This window comes from Microbacterium sp. Root1433D1 (genome assembly GCF_001426835.1).
Lineage (GTDB): Bacteria > Actinomycetota > Actinomycetes > Actinomycetales > Microbacteriaceae > Microbacterium > Microbacterium maritypicum.
Genome location: NZ_LMFN01000002.1, coordinates 217,464 through 234,285, shown reverse-complemented (window position 1 = coordinate 234,285; position 16,822 = coordinate 217,464). Strand labels below are relative to the sequence as shown.

16 protein-coding genes are annotated in these 16,822 nt (G+C 68.1%); 1 reads left to right on the top strand and 15 read right to left on the bottom strand.

Annotated features, from left to right (window positions below):
* The first annotated feature begins 24 nt into the window (after positions 1-24).
* Positions 25-1,227 (top strand): hypothetical protein, encoded by a 1,203-nt coding sequence (locus tag ASD13_RS07005; protein WP_055867485.1) that lies wholly within the window; start codon positions 25-27, stop codon positions 1,225-1,227.
* A 69-nt stretch (positions 1,228-1,296) separates the two neighbouring features.
* Here the strand turns inward: ASD13_RS07005 and ASD13_RS07000 are convergent, their stop codons facing one another.
* The 15 genes from ASD13_RS07000 to ASD13_RS06930 form a co-directional block, all read right to left on the bottom strand.
* Complete coding sequence (locus tag ASD13_RS07000) at positions 1,297-1,650, bottom strand: RNA polymerase-binding protein RbpA (RefSeq protein ID WP_017830291.1); 354 nt, start codon at positions 1,648-1,650, stop codon at positions 1,297-1,299.
* The gene (gene secG / locus ASD13_RS06995; protein WP_017202783.1) at positions 1,650-1,898 is read right to left on the bottom strand and encodes a preprotein translocase subunit SecG; all 249 of its coding nucleotides are present in this window, start codon (positions 1,896-1,898) and stop codon (positions 1,650-1,652) included. Before secG ends, ASD13_RS07000 begins: the two co-directional genes overlap by 1 nt.
* Positions 1,899-1,979: 81 nt before the next feature.
* Positions 1,980-2,771, bottom strand: a complete 792-nt coding sequence (gene tpiA / locus ASD13_RS06990; RefSeq protein ID WP_021201515.1) for a triose-phosphate isomerase — start codon at positions 2,769-2,771, stop codon at positions 1,980-1,982.
* Positions 2,762-3,976 (bottom strand): phosphoglycerate kinase, encoded by a 1,215-nt coding sequence (locus ASD13_RS06985; protein ID WP_055867482.1) that lies wholly within the window; start codon positions 3,974-3,976, stop codon positions 2,762-2,764. Before ASD13_RS06985 ends, tpiA begins: the two co-directional genes overlap by 10 nt.
* A 10-nt stretch (positions 3,977-3,986) precedes the next feature.
* Positions 3,987-4,997, bottom strand: a complete 1,011-nt coding sequence (gene gap / locus ASD13_RS06980) for a type I glyceraldehyde-3-phosphate dehydrogenase (protein WP_017830288.1) — start codon at positions 4,995-4,997, stop codon at positions 3,987-3,989.
* 115 nt (positions 4,998-5,112) lie between these two features.
* A complete protein-coding gene (locus ASD13_RS06975) occupies positions 5,113-5,739 on the bottom strand; it encodes a superoxide dismutase (RefSeq protein ID WP_017830287.1) in 627 nt (208 codons plus the stop codon).
* A 188-nt stretch (positions 5,740-5,927) separates the two neighbouring features.
* Positions 5,928-6,905: a DNA-binding protein WhiA gene (gene whiA / locus ASD13_RS06970; protein ID WP_017202788.1), complete on the bottom strand. Its 978-nt coding sequence runs from the start codon at positions 6,903-6,905 to the stop codon at positions 5,928-5,930.
* Positions 6,906-6,972: 67 nt separating this feature from the next.
* Positions 6,973-7,845 carry an RNase adapter RapZ gene (gene rapZ / locus ASD13_RS06965; RefSeq protein ID WP_017830284.1) on the bottom strand — a complete coding sequence of 291 codons (873 nt, stop codon included), beginning with the start codon at positions 7,843-7,845 and terminating at the stop codon, positions 6,973-6,975.
* A 34-nt stretch (positions 7,846-7,879) separates the two neighbouring features.
* Positions 7,880-9,784: an excinuclease ABC subunit UvrC gene (uvrC, locus tag ASD13_RS06960; RefSeq protein ID WP_055867479.1), complete on the bottom strand. Its 1,905-nt coding sequence runs from the start codon at positions 9,782-9,784 to the stop codon at positions 7,880-7,882.
* Positions 9,784-12,672 carry an excinuclease ABC subunit UvrA gene (gene uvrA / locus ASD13_RS06955; RefSeq protein WP_055867475.1) on the bottom strand — a complete coding sequence of 963 codons (2,889 nt, stop codon included), beginning with the start codon at positions 12,670-12,672 and terminating at the stop codon, positions 9,784-9,786. The genes uvrC and uvrA overlap by 1 nt, the downstream gene beginning before the upstream one ends.
* Before the next feature lie 57 nt (positions 12,673-12,729).
* A complete protein-coding gene (locus ASD13_RS06950) occupies positions 12,730-13,275 on the bottom strand; it encodes a hypothetical protein (RefSeq protein ID WP_055867471.1) in 546 nt (181 codons plus the stop codon).
* On the bottom strand, positions 13,272-14,585 hold the full coding sequence (locus tag ASD13_RS06945; RefSeq protein ID WP_235562491.1) for a DUF58 domain-containing protein: 1,314 nt from the start codon (positions 14,583-14,585) through the stop codon (positions 13,272-13,274). The genes ASD13_RS06950 and ASD13_RS06945 overlap by 4 nt, the downstream gene beginning before the upstream one ends.
* Positions 14,582-15,553 carry an AAA family ATPase gene (locus ASD13_RS06940; protein ID WP_055867457.1) on the bottom strand — a complete coding sequence of 324 codons (972 nt, stop codon included), beginning with the start codon at positions 15,551-15,553 and terminating at the stop codon, positions 14,582-14,584. The genes ASD13_RS06945 and ASD13_RS06940 overlap by 4 nt, the downstream gene beginning before the upstream one ends.
* The gene (locus ASD13_RS06935; RefSeq protein ID WP_235562490.1) at positions 15,550-16,023 is read right to left on the bottom strand and encodes a hypothetical protein; all 474 of its coding nucleotides are present in this window, start codon (positions 16,021-16,023) and stop codon (positions 15,550-15,552) included. The genes ASD13_RS06940 and ASD13_RS06935 overlap by 4 nt, the downstream gene beginning before the upstream one ends.
* The gene (locus ASD13_RS06930) at positions 16,020-16,778 is read right to left on the bottom strand and encodes a DUF4129 domain-containing protein (RefSeq protein WP_055867452.1); all 759 of its coding nucleotides are present in this window, start codon (positions 16,776-16,778) and stop codon (positions 16,020-16,022) included. The genes ASD13_RS06935 and ASD13_RS06930 overlap by 4 nt, the downstream gene beginning before the upstream one ends.
* Between the last annotated feature and the right edge of the window lie 44 nt (positions 16,779-16,822).

Here is a 16,822-nt window from a genome sequence, read left to right as displayed (position 1 = left end):
TCTCCGACCGGAAGGCACCATCGAATGGGTCAGACGCTTCGCGACGGCGGGCACCAGCTGCCCGTCCAGTTCTCCGCGGCATCCTCCGCCCCTGTACCGACGCCGCCACGCCGAAGCACGCGCACCGGACTCCTTCTCGGCCTGCTCGGTGGAGCCGCCGTGATCGCGGCCTTGGCCATCACTCAGGTGACCTCGAATCTCGGATACGACAGCGCCGCGTCGCAGTACGAGAGCGCCGCCGAGACGACGTCGAGCGCGAAGGCGCAGGTGCGCGACGACATCGCCGACCTGCGTGCAGCAACCGATGCGGCCGGACGGGTCATCTCGGGAGGGAACCAGCCGATCGCCGTGCCCGACGATGTGCATGCCGGGCTCGCCTCGGCGGTCGAAGACAGCACCGCCACGGCCTCGGACGCGGATGGCGTCGTCGCGACGGACATCCCTGCCGTTGGTACGAAGCCCGGCTGGTTCTGGGAGCTGTTCGGCGCCACGTCGGAACTGGACGAGCGACTCCGCGACGTCGATGCCCTCGCCGACGAGCTCGTGGACGCCTCGACCGATATCGAAGACGCACGGGCGACGGTGACCGAGAGCGGTCTGGCTGTGATCACCACCGCGGGCGAGGCCGCGCCCGGGTTCGAAGGCGCTCATCTCTCGGCGCGCACCGAGACCGTGATCGCCCTACGTGACGCGGCCGCGGAGGCGACGGCCGCGACGGCGGTGGATGAAGATGCGGCCACGGCCTACCTCGCCCTGCAGGACGCGGCTGCGCAGGTCATCGCGACCGAGAACGAAGAGCTGGCGGAGAAGGCAGGGCCGCTTCTGGACACCCGGCTCGAGATCGAGGCGTTCGCGCGGTCCCTCGCTCCCGGCGTGCTTCTCGACTTCGACTGGGCGCCGGTGGTCAGCGGCGCCGGCTACAACGGCAGCATGGGCGGCTATACGACGTGGTGGTGGGGAGAGAAGGGGCGGGCGACCATCGCACTCTCGAACTCGGTTGCCGAGCAGTGGCCGGGCGTCCGGAGCAAGGCGCTCGTCGCACACGAGGTCGGGCATGCGATCAGTGTCAAGTGTCAGAGCATGTACGACTCCTCCACGCAGGACAGCATCGAGAAGTGGGCGACCGCCTGGGCCATCAGCATGGGCTACACCGACGATGCCAACGGGGTCTGGGCATACGGATACCCTCCGCAGAACTACATCGACGCAGCGGCGGGCTGCCGCTGAGCACGGTCTCCGGATACGGAAGAAGCCGCCGCGATCACTCGCGGCGGCTTCTTCTAGGTCAGACCGAGGTCACTGCCCCCGGCGCTCACGCAACTGCGTGAGAGCATCGTCGAGAAGCTGGACGGCTTCCTCGTCGGTACGACGCTCCTTCACGTAGGCGAGGTGAGTCTTGTACGGCTCCGCCTTCGCGAGCGCAGGAGGATTCTCCTTGTCGCGACCGGCGGGGAGACCGGACTGCGGGTGATCGATCGTCTCCGGGATCTCCTCTTCCGGGAGACCGGCGGCGAAGTACCGCACGGTCTCGTTGCCGAGGCCGTCCCAGTACGAGACCGCGATGCGGTCGGCGTGATAGCCGTGGTCCTGCTCGCCCATGGGGCCGGAGCCCACTCGGGTTCCGCGGATCGCGTTTCCACCGGTTGCCATCAGATGACCTCGAATTTCGTGATGAGGCCCAGCGCGACGATGGAGACGAACCACGTCAGAGCCAGGACGACCGTGAAGCGGTTCAGGTTCCGCTCCGCGAGTCCGGAAGAGCCGACCGCGGAGGTCATGCCTCCACCGAACATGTCGGACAGGCCACCGCCGCGACCTTTGTGCAAGAGGATGAGGAGGGTCAGCAGAACGCTGGTGATACCCAGCACGACCTGCAGGACGAACTCGAGAATTGCCACGAGAAAGAGCCTTTCGCTGGGGCCGGAGCGCCCCCGTAACGGTCAAGTATACGGTGCAGCGGGGCCGAAGCCCCGCTGCACTCACACGCCGACGTGCTTCTCGAAGCGGATGATCGCGGCGAACTCGTCCACGACGAGGCTCGCCCCGCCGACCAGAGCGCCGTCCACATCGGGTTCGCGCATGAAGCTGGCGATGTTGCCCGACTTCACCGAACCGCCGTAGAGGATGCGCGTGCGCGCGGCCGCTTCGTCGCCCAGAACCTTCGCGATGACGGCGCGCAGTGCGGCGCAGACATCCTGCGCCTGCTGCGGGGTCGCCGCCTGGCCGGAGCCGATCGCCCATACGGGCTCGTAGGCCACGACGATGTCCGCCTTCGGCGAGACACCCTCGAGCGCGGCTTCGAGCTGCGACACCGGAACCGCACTGGCGCCGAACTTCTCGAGGTCGCCAGCGGTCTCACCGACGCAGATCACGGGCACGAGGCCGTGCTTGAGCGACGCCTTCACCTTGGCGGCCACGATGTCGTCGCCTTCGGAGTGGTACTCACGACGCTCGGAGTGTCCGATGATGACGTACTTCGCGTCGAGCTTCGCCAGGAACGCCCCGGAGACCTCGCCGGTGTACGCACCGGAGTCGTGCGCCGACACATCCTGCGCACCGAGCGCGAACGGGATCTTGTCCGCATCGATAAGCGTCTGCACGCTGCGGATGTCGGTGAAGGGCGGGAAGACCGCCACCTCGACGGACCCGTCCTCGTGCTTGGCATCCTTCAACGTCCAGTGCAGCTTCTGCACGAACGCGACCGCCTGAAGGTGGTCGAGATTCATCTTCCAGTTTCCCGCGATCAGCGGGGTACGGGAGTTCACGCCCATCCGAGGACCTCCAGCCCAGGTAGTTTCTTGCCCTCGAGGAATTCGAGGCTCGCGCCGCCGCCGGTCGAGATGTGACCGAACTGGTCGTCGGAGAATCCGAGCTGACGCACGGCCGCCGCGGAGTCACCGCCGCCCACCACGCTGAGGCCGTCGACCTCGGTGAGCGCCTGCGCCACGGTCTTGGTGCCGGCCGCGAACGCGGGGAACTCGAACACGCCCATCGGGCCGTTCCAGAACACCGTCTTCGACTCGCGGATGACCTCCGCGAAACGCTCCGCCGTCGCAGGGCCGATGTCCAGTCCGATGCCGGAGGCACCGAACGGCGTCGACTCGATCGCGTCGGCTGCGGCGACTTCGTGCGCGGCGTCCGCGCCGAAGGATGCGGCGACCACGACATCGGTGGGGAGCACGAGCTCCACGCCACGCTCGGCGGCCTCCGCGATGTAACCGCGAACCGTCTCGAGCTGGTCCTCTTCCAGCAGGCTCGACGCCACGGCGTGGCCCTGTGCCTTCAGGAAGGTGAACAGCATGCCGCCGCCGACGAGGATCCTGTCCACCCGCGGAAGCAGATGCGAGATGACGCCCAGCTTGTCGCTGACCTTCGATCCGCCGAGGACGACCGCGTACGGGCGCTCCGGGTTCTCGGTCAGACGATCGAGCACATCGAGCTCGGCGGCGATCAGCAGGCCTGCCGCCGACGGGAGCAGCTCGGCGAGCTCGTAGACGCTCGCCTGCTTGCGGTGAACGACTCCGAACCCGTCGGAGACGAGAACGTCCCCGAGCGTGGCCAGCTCCGCGGCGAACGCGGCGCGGGTGGCGTCATCCTTCGACGTCTCTCCCGCGTTGAACCGCAGGTTCTCGATGACGACGACCCCGCCGTCCTCGAGCGAGGCGACGGCCTCCTGAGCCGACTCGCCGACGGTGTCGCGTGCGAAGGCGACAGGAGCGCCGAGCAGCTCGGACAGCCGCTGGGCCACCGGCTCCAGGCTGTACTGAGGATCGGGCGCGCCATCCGGGCGGCCGAGGTGGGAGCACACGACCACGCGGGCACCCGCGTTGATCAGTGCATTGAGGGTCGGCAACGAGGCGCGGACACGGCCATCGTCCGTGATGATCCCATCCCGCAGGGGGACGTTGAGATCACAACGGACGATGACGCGCTTGCCCTCGAGCGACCCCAGTGTGTCCAGGGTGCGCAGAGTCATGTGTCTGAGCTTAGAGGCGCTCGGCCACGTACTCGGTCAGGTCGACGAGACGGTTGGAGTAGCCCCACTCGTTGTCGTACCAGCTGGAGACCTTGATCAGGTTGCCGCTGACGTTGGTGAGCGTCGAGTCGAAGATCGACGAGTGCGGGTTGTGCACGATGTCGCTCGAGACGATCGGGTCCTCGTTGTACTGGAGGAAACCGGCGAGGCGACCCTCGGCAGCAGCCTTCTTGTACGCCTCGTTGACCTCGTCGACCGTCAGGTTCTCGCGGTCCGTGATGAGGGTGAGGTCGACGATCGAGCCGGTGGGAACCGGGACGCGGTACGAGGAGCCGCTCAGCTTGCCCTGGAGCTCCGGCAGCACCTCGCCGATGGCCTTGGCGGCACCGGTGGAGGCGGGAGTGATGTTGATCGCGGCGGCGCGTGCACGGCGGAGGTCGCTGTGCGGGCCGTCCTGCAGGTTCTGGTCGGCGGTGTACGCGTGCGCGGTCATCATGAAGCCGCGGTCGATACCGAAGGCGTCGTTGAAGACCTGTGCCAGCGGTGCGAGGCAGTTCGTGGTGCAGGACGCGTTGGAGATGATGTGATCCGTCTCCGGGTTGTACGTGTCCTCGTTCACGCCCATGACGAACGTGCCGTCGACGCCGGTGCCCGGTGCCGAGATGAGGACCTTCTTCGCGCCGGCCTCGATGTGCTTCTTGGCGAGCTCGGCCTTGGTGAAGAAGCCGGTCGACTCGATCACGATGTCGACTCCCAGCTCGCCCCACGGGAGGCCTGCGGGGTCGCGCTCGGCGAACGCCTTGATCGTCTTGCCGTTGACGGTGATGCTGTCCTCGTCGTAGCTGATCTCGGCGTCGAGGACGCCGCCCACCGAGTCGTACTTCAGCAGGTGCGCCAGGGTCTTGTTGTCGGTGAGGTCGTTGACGGCGACGATCTCAAGGTCCGCTCCCTGCGCGAGAGCCGCGCGGAAGTAGTTGCGTCCGATGCGGCCGAAGCCGTTGATACCGATCTTGACAGACACTCAGGTCTCCCTGTTTCTCGTGCGCTGCACGCAGCTTTCCAGCAAGCGTGAAGCGCGGGGTTTTTTGGCTGAGAGGGCGTCCCGACGAGCCGTGGCCCGTCGGGACGCGACCCGATTACGACAGTACCAGCAGGCCGTTCGTCTGCTTACGGGCGACCTCGAGGCGCTGGGCGACGTTCTCCCAGTTCGCGATGTTCCACGCGGCCTTGACGTAGTCGGCCTTGACGTTGAGGTAGTCGAGGTAGAAGGCGTGCTCCCACATGTCGAGCTGGAACAACGGGATCGTGCCCTGCGCGGTGTTCGACTGCTGGTCGAACAGCTGCTGGATGATCAGGCGCGAGCCGATCGAGTCCCAGCTGAGCACCGCCCAGCCGGAGCCCTGGATGCCGGTCGCTGCAGCCGTGAAGTGGGCCTGGAACTTCTCGAACGAGCCGAAGTACTCATCGATGGCCGCCTTCAGCTCACCCTCGGGCTGGCCTCCGCCGTTCGGCGAGAGGTTCGTCCAGAAGATCGAGTGGTTGACGTGACCGCCGAGGTTGAAGGCGAGGTCCTTCTCGAGCTTGTTGACGTTCGCGAGGTTGCCGCTCTCGCGGGCCTCGGCGAGCTGGTCGAGCGCGGTGTTCGCGCCGGCGACGTAGGCCGCGTGGTGCTTGTCATGGTGCAGTTCCATGATCTTGCCGCTGATGTGCGGCTCGAGAGCTGCGAAGTCGTAGGGAAGGTCGGGGAGCGTGTAGGTCGCCATATCGCTTTCATCCAATCCGCGCCGCGCCGCGGCGCTTGCCGATCCTCCGCGCCGCCGATGTGCGGCGTAGAGCGGACGTGATTCATCCTACTGACGACAACACGGCTGCGTCCCCGATCCTTCCGTCGTATGACGAAGACCCGCCGCCCTCATGTCGGGCGGCGGGTCTTCGTCGAAGGGGTGCGGGGTCAGACGTCGAGTCCGACGGGGACCGCGGCTTCCGTTCCGGGGATGCCCTCCTGCTGGGCGCGCTTGTCGGCCATCGCGAGCAGGCGGCGGATGCGGCCGGCGACGGCGTCCTTCGTCAGGGGCGGGTCGGCGTGGTGGCCGAGCTCATCGAGGCTGGCATCGCGGTGCGCGAGACGCAGCTCGCCGGCCACCTTCAGATGATCGGGCACCTCGTCGGCCAGAATCTCCAGCGCACGCTCGACGCGCGCGCACGCGGCGACGGCAGCCTGCGCGGAACGGCGCAGGTTCGCGTCGTCGAAGTTCACCAGACGGTTGACGCCGGCCCTCACCTCACGGCGCTGACGGAGCTCTTCCCACGCGATCGCGGTCTTCTGGGCGCCCATCTCGTTGAGGATGGTGCGGATGGCCTCCCCCTCGCGCACGACCACGCGCGGCATGCCCCGCACCTCGCGCGCCTTGGCGGCGACGCCGAGTCGGTGAGCGGCGCCGACGAGCGCCATCGCCGCCTCCGAGGACGGGCAGACGACTTCCAGCATCGCCGAGCGTCCGGGCTCGCTCAGAGTGCCCGCAGCGAGGAACGCACCGCGCCAGAGACCCGCGACCTCGGCGCGCGAGCCGGTGGTGAGCCGGTTGGGCAGCCCCCGCACAGGACGCCGACGCTGGTCGAGCAAGCCGGTCTGACGAGCGAGGGTCTCCCCCTGCGCGATCACACGCACCGCCCAGCGGGCGCCGTCGTTCGCGGTGCTCGACTGCACCTGGGCGATCTCGGGTCGCACACCGTAGATCTCGGCGAGGTCACGCGCGACGCGGCGCGCGAGAGTCTCGGCATCCACCTCGGCCTCCACGGCCACACGACCGGCGATCGAATGCAGACCGCCGGCGAACCGGAGGATGGCGGTCACTTCCGCGACTCGCACCGTCGGGGGTGCATTGCGGATGCTGACCAGCTCGGCCTTGACGTCGGTGGTTAGTGCCACGACACTCCTTCACGTTCACGCGCCGGATCGCGACGCAAACGTCCAGCTTACTCGGCCGGGCGGCCCACTACTCTCGGCCGAGGTCCCGGTGACGGACGTTCACGGCGACGCCGGGGATCGCGGCCAGACGGCGGCCCAACTCCTCCGACATCGCCACGGAGCGGTGCTTTCCCCCCGTGCAGCCGATCGCGATCGTCGAGTGGCTCTTGTTCTCGCGCTGATATCCCTCGAGCACCGGCGCCAAAGCCGCGGAGTACGCATCCAGGAATTCCATCGCGCCATCGCGGGAGAGCACGTAGTCCCGGACCTCCTCGTCCTGGCCCGTCAAGCCTCGAAGCTCCTCGTTCCAGAACGGGTTCGGCAGGAACCGCATGTCGGCGACGATGTCGACATCGGTCGGCAGCCCGTACTTGAACCCGAAGCTCAGCAGGGTGACGCGATGGCGCGCCTGGCCCTCCTCCGAGAAGATGTCGGAGACCTGGGTCGCGAGCTGGTGGATGTTGAGGGTCGAGGTGTCGATGACGAGGTCGGCCGCTTCGCGGATCGGCGCGAGCCGGGCACGCTCGATGCGGATGCCGTCCAGCAGGGTTCCTTCGCCCTGCAGCGGATGCGGTCTGCGCACGGACTCGAACCGACGCACCAGCACGTCGTCGGACGCGTCGAGGAAGAGCACCCGCACGGAACCCCGTGAACGCAGCGCACGCGCCACCCCGGGGAAGTCGTCGAAGAGATTGCGGCCGCGCACATCGACCACGGCCGCGACCTTCGGAAGAGCGGTGCCGCCCATGTCGGTCAGATCCAGCAGCGGACGCAGGATCTGCGGGGGCAGGTTGTCGACCACGTACCAGCCGAGATCCTCGAGTGCGTTCGCCACCGTCGTCCGACCCGCGCCGGACATTCCCGTGACGATGAGGAACTCGCCCTTTTCCCCGTCAGCCATTGCTCAGTGCTCCCTCTCCCCCTCGGCCTCCAGCCTAGCGAGTGGACAGGTGCGTGTGGATGTTCTGAGCGAGCACGGGACCGATTCCCTGGACTTCTTCGATCTGCCCCGGCTCGGCCGCACGCAGAGCGGTGACCGAGCCGAAGTGCTTGAGCAGCACCTTGATGCGCGCGGCGCCGAGCCCCGGCACCTCGGCGAGCACCGAACCGATGTCGTTTCGCCGCTTCTTGCGCTGATGTGTGATCGCGAACCGGTGCGCCTCGTCGCGCAGACGCTGCAGCAGGTAGAGCGCCTCACTCGTGCGGGGCAGGATCACGGGGAAGTCGTCTCCGGGGAGCCAGACCTCTTCGAGTCGCTTGGCGATGCCGCAGACCGCGATCTCGGTGTGTCCGGCATCGCGCAGCGCTCGCGCCGCAGCTTCGACCTGCGGTTGGCCGCCGTCGACCAGGAGCAGCTGAGGCGGGTAGGCGAAACGGGGCTTGCGGCGCACCGTCGCCTCGCCGACGTCTTCCGCGACGACCTCGTCGGTCGTCGGGTCGATCGTCTCCGACTCGTCAGGACGATCGAGGTAGGCGAGCCGACGACGGAGCACCTGGTACATCGAGTCCGTGTCGTCCGTGGTCTCGGCGATGTTGAACGATCGGTACTGATCTTTGCGGGGCAGCCCGTCTTCGAAGACCACCATCGACGCCACGACATTCGTGCCGCCCAGGTGCGAGATGTCGAAGCACTCGATGCGCAGGGGCGCCTCGTCCATGCCGAGCGCCTCCTGCAGGTCTGTGAGTGCCTGGGTGCGCGCGACATAGTCGGTGGTGCGACGGGTCTTGTGCCGGATGAGCGCCTGCTGCGCGTTCAGAGTCGCGGTGCGCATGAGGTCGGCACGCTGACCACGCTGTGCGACCGCGATCTCGACCTTCTTGCCCCGACGCTCGCGCAGCCACTCCTCGAGCTCCGCGGCGTCGTCGGGCAGGGTGGGGACCAGGATGCGCCGCGGAACGTCCTGTGCCTCGCCGTAGGCCTGCTGCAGCACCTGCTCGACGAGCTCGCCGCTCGAGATGTCGATCTCCTTCTCGATCGTCAGCGCGCGCACACCGCGCACTCTGCCACCGCGGATCACGAAGTGCTGCACCGCAGCGGCCAGCTCGTCCTCGGCGATGCCGAACAGGTCGGCATCCTCGTCACTGGGGAGCACGAGTGCGCTCTTGCCGAGTACCGCCTCGATCGCGGAGAGCTTGTCGCGATACTTCGCCGCCGCTTCGTAGTCCATCGCCGCGGAGGCCGCCAGCATCCGCTTGGTGAGTTCACGGGTGAAGCGCTCGTCGCCACCGGCCATGAACGCGACGAAGTCGTCGACCATGGCGCGGTGCTCCTCGATGCTCACCGTCATCGAGCACGGACCACCGCACTTGCCGATCTGGCCGGGGAAGCACGGCCTGCCCGTCTGCATCGCGCGCCGGTAGCTGGAGTCGCTGCACGTACGGATCGGGAACGCCTTGACCATCAGGTCGATGGTCTCGTGCACCGCCCACACCTTCGGGAACGGACCGAAGTACCGCGCCCCCGGGATCTTCCGGTTGCGGGTCACGATCACGCGGGGCGCTTCGTCCGCGAGCGTCACCGCCATGAACGGGTACGACTTGTCGTCTTTGTAGCGCACGTTGAAGGGCGGATCGAACTCTTTGATCCACATGTACTCGAGCTGCAGCGAATCGACGTCGGTCGGCACGACGGTCCATTCGACGGAGGCCGCGGTGGTCACCATGCGCCGCGTGCGCTCGTGCAGCGTGCGCAGCGGCGCGAAGTAGTTCGAGAGGCGCTGACGAAGGTTCTTCGCCTTGCCGACGTAGAGCACCCGACCGGCGGCGTCGCGGAAGCGGTACACGCCGGGGTCGGTGGGGATCTCCCCCGGCCTCGGCTTGTACGACAGGACGTCGGCCATCAGCTGGCCTTCCGCGCGGAGCGCCCCTCACCCAGGATCTCGGAGAGGAACAGACCGGTGTGACTCTCCTCGACGCGCGCGATCTGCTCCGGTGTGCCCGTGGCGATGATCTGTCCGCCGCCGGAACCGCCCTCGGGTCCGAGGTCGATCACCCAGTCGGCCGACTTGATCACATCGAGGTTGTGCTCGATGACGATGACCGTGTTGCCCTTGTCGACCAGACCGCCCAGCACCTCGAGGAGCTTGCGGACGTCTTCGAAGTGCAGACCCGTCGTCGGCTCGTCGAGCACGTAGATGCTGCGCCCGTTGCTGCGGCGCTGAAGCTCGGTCGCCAGCTTGACGCGCTGCGCCTCACCGCCCGAGAGCGTCGTCGCCGACTGGCCGAGCCGCACGTAGCCGAGCCCGACGTCGACGAGCGTCTTCATGTAGCGGTGGATCGCCTGGATGGGCTCGAAGAAGTCGGCTGCCTCCTCGATCGGCATCTCGAGCACCTCGGCGATGTTCTTGCCCTTGTAGTGCACGGCGAGCGTGTCGCGGTTGTAGCGCTTGCCGTGGCAGACCTCGCAGTCGACGTACACGTCGGGCAGGAAGTTCATCTCGATCTTGATGGTGCCGTCGCCGGAGCAGGCCTCGCAGCGGCCGCCCTTGACGTTGAAGCTGAACCGGCCGGGCTGGTAGCCACGGACCTTCGCCTCCGGCGTCTCGCTGAACAGTGTGCGGATGCGGTCGAACACACCCGTGTAGGTGGCCGGGTTCGACCTCGGCGTACGGCCGATCGGCGCCTGGTCGACATGCACGACCTTGTCGAGGTTGTCGAGTCCGGTCACCCGTGTGTGCTTGCCGGGAACGGTGCGCGCACCGTTGAGCCGCGATGCCAGCACCTGGTAGAGGATGTCGTTGACGAGCGAGGACTTGCCGGAGCCGCTGACCCCGGTGACCGCGGTGAGCACGCCGAGTGGGAAGTCGGCCGTGACGTTGCGCAGGTTGTTCGCACGAGCGCCCACGACGCTCAGCATCCGCTTCTTGTCGATCTTGCGCCGCTTCGCCGGCATGGGGATCTCGCGGCGACCGGAGAGGTACTCCCCCGTCATCGACGCACGGTCCTCGAGCAGGGCCGAATAGGGCCCGGAGTGCACGACCTCGCCGCCGTTGACGCCGGCGCCGGGGCCGATGTCGACGACCCAGTCCGCCGCTTCGATGGTCTCTTCGTCGTGCTCGACCACGATCAGCGTGTTGCCGAGGTCGCGCAGCGCGAGCAGCGTCTCGATCAGACGGCGGTTGTCACGCTGATGCAGACCGATCGACGGTTCGTCGAGCACGTAGAGCACCCCGGTCAGGCCGGAGCCGATCTGCGTCGCCAGGCGGATGCGCTGGGCCTCTCCGCCCGAGAGCGAGCCCGCCGAGCGACTGAGGTTGAGGTAGGACAGACCGACCTGCAGCAGGAAGTCGAGACGGAGACGGATCTCGCGAAGCACCTGCGCGGCGATCTTCGCCTCACGGTCGGTGAGCGTGAGGGTCTCCATGAAGGCGCGCGCGTCGGCCAGGCTGAGATGCGAGACCTCGGCGATCGAGTGACCGTGCACCTGCACGGCGAGGACCTCCGGCTTGAGACGGTTGCCGTCGCACACCGGGCACGGCACCTCGCGGAGGTACTCGCCCCAGCGATTGCGCTGGTTGTCGGACTCGGCCTGCAGGTACTGCCGCTCGATGTACGGCACCACGCCCTCGAACCCGGATGTGTACCGCATCTCTCGGCCGTAGCGGTTCTTCCACTTGACGGAGACCTTGTAGTTCTCGCCGCGCAGCACCGCGTTCTGCACATCGGAGTGGAGTTTGCGCCAGGGGGTGTCCAGCGAGAAGTCGAGGTCGTTCGAGAGCCCCTCCAGCAGGCGTTCGTAGTACTGGAACAGTCCCTTGCCCTGAGTGGTCCACGGGATGATGACACCTTCGCGGATCGAGAGGTCTTCATCGCCGAGCATCAGGTCGACGTCGACAGACATGCGCGTGCCGAGTCCGGAGCAGGCGGGGCAGGCGCCGAAAGGCGCGTTGAACGAGAACGTGCGCGGTTCGATCTCGGTGAGCGTGAGCGCGTGCCCGTTCGGGCACGCCAGCTTCTCGGAGAAGGTCTGCCAGGCGTCGTCGCCTTCGCCGTCGACGTAGTTGATCTGCACCACGCCGCCGGCGAGGCCCAGAGCGGTCTCGACCGAGTCGGTGACGCGTCCGAGGATGTCGTCGGAGGCGACGAGACGGTCGACGACCACCGCGATGTCGTGCTTGTAGCTCTTCTTCAGCGTGGGCGGCTCGGCCAGCTGGATGAGCTCGCCGTCGACGATCGCGCGGGAGTATCCCTTCGCGCCGAGTTCACGGAAGAGGTCGACGAACTCGCCCTTCTTCTGCGACACGATCGGCGCGACGACCTGGTAGCGGGTGCGCTCGGGAAGCTCCATGAGCTGATCGGCGATCTGCTGCACGGTCTGACGCTGGATCCGCTCACCGCATTCGGGGCAGTGCGGGATGCCGATTCGCGCCCAGAGCAGACGCATGTAGTCGTAGATCTCGGTGATCGTGCCGACGGTCGACCGCGGGTTGCGGTTCGTCGACTTCTGATCGATCGAGACGGCGGGGCTCAGGCCCTCGATGAAATCGACGTCCGGTCGATCGACCTGACCGAGGAACTGGCGCGCGTACGCGCTCAGCGATTCGACGTAGCGACGCTGCCCCTCGGCGAAGATCGTGTCGAACGCCAGGCTGGACTTCCCCGATCCGGACAAGCCGGTGAACACGACGAGCGAGTCGCGCGGGATATCGATGTCGACGTTCTTGAGGTTGTGGACGCGGGCACCGCGGACACTGAGTTTTCCGGAGGAGGCAACGGGGACGATGGGCACCGAACAAGTCTACGAGGGGCCACGGACATTGGCTCCGCGAGGACGCTGACCCACACCTCAGTCCTGTACCTGAGGCACCTTCCGCGGAGCATCCGACCTCCGCACGGCTCGCACCGCGAGCAGCACCCCGAGCACGAGCGCCACGGCGGCGAGCGGGGCGAGCGCCGCGATCCCATGGTCGACGTTCGAGGGCGCGAGCACCCACACGCCGAAGACGACAGGTTGCGCCAGCAGCTGCACGACGAGGAAGCGCGCAAGGCTCGGCCACAGCACGGCGAGGGCGACGCGCGAGGAGATCGGGATCTCGAGACTCACCGATGCGAGGACGTGGATCGCGGGAACGAGCAGCACGGCGAGGGCTGTGCGTCCCGGATCCGATTCGGTGAGGAGGACGCCCAGAACGAGGCAGGCGGCCCCGAACCACGCCGCCAGTGATCGTGGGAGCACCACCGCGACGAGAGCGGCGACGACCGCCACCCCCTGCCACAGCGGGAAGGGAACGAGCACGACAGCGCCGCCCCACACGATCGCGAGGATCAGGAGGCGGACGGTGATCCCGGGAACAGCGGCACGCACCCGGAACGAACGGAGACCGCGCGTCATCGCCGCACCGTCCGCATCCGTCGCTGGCGAAGGGCAGCGAGCCGCATCGCGACGTCGATGTCGGGATCCGTCCATGCGACGACCTCGACCCCGGCATGTCGGAGCTCGACGAGGATGTCGGAGCGTTCAGCGAGCAGCGTGCGCAGTGCGATGCGCTGCTCACGAGTGAGCCGACTCCGGTCGGGAATCGGGAGCACATCGACCGCGACCACGACATGACCCGCCGCCCGCCACCGGGTGGCCAGCTGAGCGGCGACGCCGTCGAAGAACGTCGAGAGCACGAAGACGATGGATCCCGACGGCACCACCGGCGACCGGCGGTACCGGGACACCTCCGCGCTCTGTCCGGTCGCCGCGATCATGTCCCGCACGCGTGCGAGGTGGCGCGGGCCGCCACCCGAGGGAAGACTGCGGCCGCCGGGCGACAACGCGTGGTACGCGACCCGATCACCGACACCGACCGCCGCTGTGGCGATGGAGAGGGCAGCCTCACGCGCGAGATCCAGCGAGGTGACTCCTGACCGGTCGGCGTCGTCCGCTCCCCAGGAGGCGACCACGGTCCCCAGATCCTCCGCGGTGTCCACGGCGATCACCACCGAGGAATCGCTGAGGGTCGTGCTGCGTCGAACGAGGAGTTCGCCAGGTCGACGGGCCGCGCGAGCCGTCGCCCGCCAGTCGACGCGGCGCAGCTCGTCGCCGGGGACGAACGGATGGATGTCGCGGAAGTCACCGCCCTGACCGGGGCGGACACCTTCGTGGGCGCCGTGCAGACCCGTCAGCCGGGGAGCGACCGGAAGCTGCCCGATCCGGACCTGCCTGGGCGGGGTGTTCCACTCCAGCACGACGCGGGGGCCGGCTTCCGAGACCCATGCGCCGTCGAGCGCGACGCCGCGCACGGTCACTCCGAGGAGCTCCACAGGACCGGAGTGCTGCAGGCGGTTGCGGGTGAGGAGGATGGAGTGCCCCGGTCGCGCATCGGCGAGCCCGGACCGCCGCGCCTCCTGATCGATCGCCACCTGGACCCAGTCGCCGTCGAGGATCGCATCGACTTCCGCCAGTACCTCCGACGAGTCTCCCGAACCCTCGACATGCGCACGCAGTTCGATCGACATCGTGGAATCCCGAGGCCGACGCATCAGCATCCATGCTGTCCCGAGGGCGAGCGGAAGTCCGATGCCGACGACATCGGGCCGCGAGAACACGAGCCCCACGGCAGCCAGGAGCGCCGAGCCGGCGACGCCGATCGCGATCACGGGCGTCCGGCTCCAGCGCGCAGAGGAGCGCGCCGTGACGCGGACCGGCTCGGTCACCGCACCGCGGCCACGGTCGGCGGCACGGGCGTGCTCTCGACCACCGCGGCCACGACAGTCCGGGGGTCGATTCCCTGTGCCCACGCCTGCGGCGTGAGCGTGAGGCGGTGCGCGAGCACCGCCTCCGCGATGCGTTTGATGTCGTCAGGACGGACGAAGTCTCGTCCGTCCAGCGCCGCGAGTGCGCGACCGAGCAGCACGAGAGACTGCGATCCGCGCGGCGAGGCTCCGACGGCGACATGCGTCGCCTCCCGCGTGGACTTCGTCAGCTCCACGCAGTACCTGGCGACATCGGCGTCGACATGGATCCTCTCGACGGCTGCTTGGATAGCGAGGAGACCTGCCGCGTCGACGACGGAATCGACAGACGTATCGGGACTCTGTCGGCGGACGCGGTCGAGGATGATGCGCGTCTCGTCCTCCGGTGCGGGGTAGCCGACGGCGAGGCGCACCATGAAGCGGTCGAGTTGCGCCTCGGGAAGCGCGTACGTCCCCTCGTACTCGATGGGGTTCGAGGTCGCGATCACGTGGAACGGCAGTGGGAGCGGGAAGCTGTTCCCCTCGACGGTGACCTGATGCTCCGCCATGGCCTCCAGCATCGCCGACTGGGTCTTGGGTGTCGTGCGGTTCACCTCGTCGGCGAGGAGCAGCCCGGTGAAGATCGGCCCGGGCCGGAACACGAAGTCGCCGGTGGCCGGCGCGTAGACGTAGGAGCCGGTGACATCCCCGGGGAGCATGTCCGGAGTGCACTGCAGGCGACGGAAGTCGAGGCCGAGCGCCGACGCCAGACTCCGTGCGGCGAGCGTCTTCCCCAACCCCGGAACATCCTCGAAGAGCACATGGCCACCCGCGAGGATCGCAGCGAGGGCGATCGTAAGGGGCTCGTCCATCCCGACGACGGCGCCGCGGACGCTGTCGAGCACTCGACGCCCGGTCTCGGCGATCTGGGTGGTCTCCTGGCTGCTCATCCGGTCTCCTCCGTGTCGTTCGGGATTCGTTCGATCGCGTCGAGCACGATCTCGATGTCGGTGCGCTGCACTTCGCGACGGCGCAGGGCGTCGCGCACCCCCTCACCGAGGAGGGCGTCGATGCGAGCGTGCTGCGTGGGGTCGTCGAGGTCGAGTCCACGCAGGGCGAGGCGTCTTCTCAGCACGCTCTGCACCCGGCGCACGACGACGTGGCCGGCCACACCCGTACGCGTGTTGATCGCCCAGGCCATGCGTGACACCTCGGAGCCGCGCGAATCGCGGCCGGGCTTCTCGGGAGGCCACGCAGGCCCGACCTCGATGAACTCCTGGCGGCAGGCGACGACCACTGCGACGACGAGGATCATCCATGCGAGCACGAACGGCACGGGGAAGCCCAGCTGCGCGAGCAGCAGGAGCACGGCCAGGGCGAGAACGCCGCCGATCCCCAGGATCAGCATCCGTCGCTTCATCGCCACCCCTCCTGGATGCCTCGGAGGCACTGGGAGGCGCGGGCTCGATCGCTCTCGTCGGCGTCATGACCGCCGAAGCGGACCTGCTCGTAGAGGGCGAGCAGGGTGACCACGTCGGCGGCGATTCCGGCGCGCCGACCGATGATGCGCACAGTGAACTCCGACGGGGTCTCATTGCGTCCTCGCCCGGCACCGGCGTCCGCCGCCGACTCCTCCAGGCCCACCCACGCTGCCACGATGCTGTCGCCGGGCACGCGGCGGTCGTCGATCGTCCGCAGGGCTTCCGCGATTCCTCGTCGGATCGTCGCCTCGTCCGGCTCGACATCCGTCACGGGCGCGGCCACGACCTGGATGGCGACCTGCGCCGCCTCTCGGCGCGCGAGCGGGCGGTCACGCCACAGCCCCACGAGGTAGCGGATCAGGAGCCGCATACCGAGGTAGGCCATCGCGAGCACAGCGGCGACGACGACCGCGGCGAGGATGGTGCCGATGATCGCGAGCAGCGGCGAATCCTCCGGAGGCTCCAACGGCGGGGGTGCGGTCTCCGTCGGCGCGGTCGGCAGGACATCCTCGCCAGTGCGCCCCTCGGTGTCGTCCAGCCCCCCGCCGAACTGCGGAATCCCCTGCGTGGCCGCCGCGAACATGATCGTCGCGAAGAAACCTGTTATCGCGAGCAGCGGGAGCAGAAGCCTCGTTCGATGCCGTTCTTCACCGGCACGCTGCCCCTCCGGGACCGAGGGCTCGGAGCGCGACATGCCTCCACCCTAGGGGGCTGCTCCCCCGCCACGGGCCCGACCGC